Source organism: Ensifer sp. CCNWLY38 (assembly GCF_037120565.1).
GTDB lineage: Bacteria > Pseudomonadota > Alphaproteobacteria > Rhizobiales > Rhizobiaceae > Ensifer > Ensifer adhaerens_H.
Window position 1 is genome coordinate 1 of the sequence record NZ_JBBBBO010000037.1, and the last position, 1996, is coordinate 1996.

Consider the following 1996-nt stretch of genomic DNA (forward strand, 5'->3'; position numbering starts at 1 on the left):
CTCAAATTCGACCAGGAACCTTCCATGACTAGGAGGAGCGGCAGGCGGCGAGCGCATCACTGCACTGCACTCTATGGCCGTCGCAATCCCGGCGGCCCATTTTTTGGGGTGAATGGTTGTACCCATATTCGGTTCACTTCGATTTTCGCGGCCGGATCGCATGCCGTTCCCTGTTCGAACCGTCCTCGGGCTGAAGCATCCTGCGAAACTCATCCCGCCGTTCATGAATGGATGCTATTACCGGCCCCATCGGAATGCCGATGCCAACGAGCACCGCCTGCGACAGCTGGAGGCTGGCTTCGATGGTCTCTGGCACCGCATCCGTCACCTTGAGTTCGTATAATTCAGTTGCGTGCACCGCATCCCGTGCGCGCGCGACAATAGTGAGATCCGCGCGCTCGGATCTTGCCGAAGAGACAATAGACGCCACTGCCTCGGCATTATCCAAGGTCACAACTAGCGCGCGAGCACTCTGGATTCCGCAGCGTCGAAGCAACTCGACTCGGGTGGCATCGCCGTAATAGATCGTAGTGCCCCGCCCGCGCTCCTTGCCGACAAGCACTGGATCGGCGTCGACCGCCAGGAACTTCAAACCATGTCGCGTGAGCATCTCCGCAACGAGCTGCCCGACACGTCCATATCCAACGACGATTACACGCTCTAGGCCGTCGACATGATCAGGCGTTAATCCCGCAAACGAAGGATCGGCCATACCGGTATGCGCCCGGTCGCGGCCTAAAAGGCGCACCAGCAAGGGAACGCCGATCATCGTTAAGGTTGCCGCCACTGTGGCAGTGGCGGCAACGCCACCAGGGACCACATTGCCTGCCACAGCAGCACCGATAAGGATCAATGCGAACTCGCCACCAGGTCCTAAAACAAGCGCGACCTCGCCTGCATTGCGGGTCGTCAGTCCTGATAGGCGCGCGATGGGAAAAAGGGTAAGAGCTTTGGTGGCAAACAGGCCGATGGCGACGCCGAGCGTGACGACCGGGTTCGCAATAATCGCGGAAAGATCCAGGCGAGCTCCAACGGATACGAAGAAAAGCCCAAGCAAAAGTCCCTGGAACGGCTGGATGGTAACCTCAATCTGACGACGATACTCGGTTTCCGCGAGCAAGAGACCTGCCACGAAAGCACCCAGCGCCATCGACTGACCACTGAGGGCTGTGATTAGGCCAGAACCGATTACGACCAACAGACATGCAGCGACGAACAATTCGTTGCTCTTTGTCGTCGCGACCAGCTTGAACAAAGGCCGCAGAATGAGGCGACCGAGGCCGGCCATCGCGAAAAGCGCCACTGCGGCGGGCGCCAGCGCATACAGCAGGCCGGCGCCGAGCCCCGTCCCGCCACGCGTACCCAAAATTGTCACCATGAACAGGAGAGGCGCCACCGCGAGATCCTGGAAGAGCAGGACGGCGAAACTGGCCCGCCCAACGGTCGTGTTCAGCAGCTTGCGCTCAACAAGTGACGGTAGGATGATCGCCGTCGATGACATGGCGAGCGCACTGCCAAGCACCACGGCTGACGCCGGCGTCTGGCCCAGCAAGCTTGCTATGGCAGCGAGGACGGCTGTCGAGGTGAGAACCTGCAAACCGCCCAATCGGAAGACGAGCTTGCGCATTAACAGAAGACGGCTCCACGATAGCTCGAGCGCGATCATAAAAAGCAGGAATGCCACGCCGAATTCCGCAAGATGCGCGATCTGTCCGGCGTCAGTGATGGAGATTGCAGAGAGCCACGGCCAATCTCCTACGAGTGCTCCAAGACCGAAGGGACCAAGCAGGATGCCGGCTGCGAGAAACCCAAAAACCGGGCTCAGTTTCAATCGCCCAAACAGTGGTACGATGACGCCGGCCGTCGTCAGAAAAAGCAGAAGCTCTTTATAATTTTCTAGTGCTGGTGTCATCGATAGCTCACACCCCTTGGCTCAGCGTTAAGGGCTGATACAAGCCGACTGGCGTCTCTTTCCTCCACTGAAGGATCCTACTCT

Annotated in this window: 1 protein-coding gene; it reads right to left on the bottom strand. The window is 58.9% G+C overall.

Annotated elements, in window-relative coordinates; all coding sequences use genetic code 11:
- Positions 1-133 precede the first annotated feature (133 nt).
- On the bottom strand, positions 134-1912 hold the full coding sequence (locus tag V7S54_RS33195; protein WP_336410022.1) for a cation:proton antiporter domain-containing protein: 1779 nt from the start codon (positions 1910-1912) through the stop codon (positions 134-136).
- Between the last annotated feature and the right edge of the window lie 84 nt (positions 1913-1996).

Coding starts and splice junctions, on each gene's coding strand:
- V7S54_RS33195 (WP_336410022.1), bottom strand. CDS start 1,912: ATGACACCAGCACTAGAAAATTATAAAGAGCTTCTGCTTTTTCTGACG.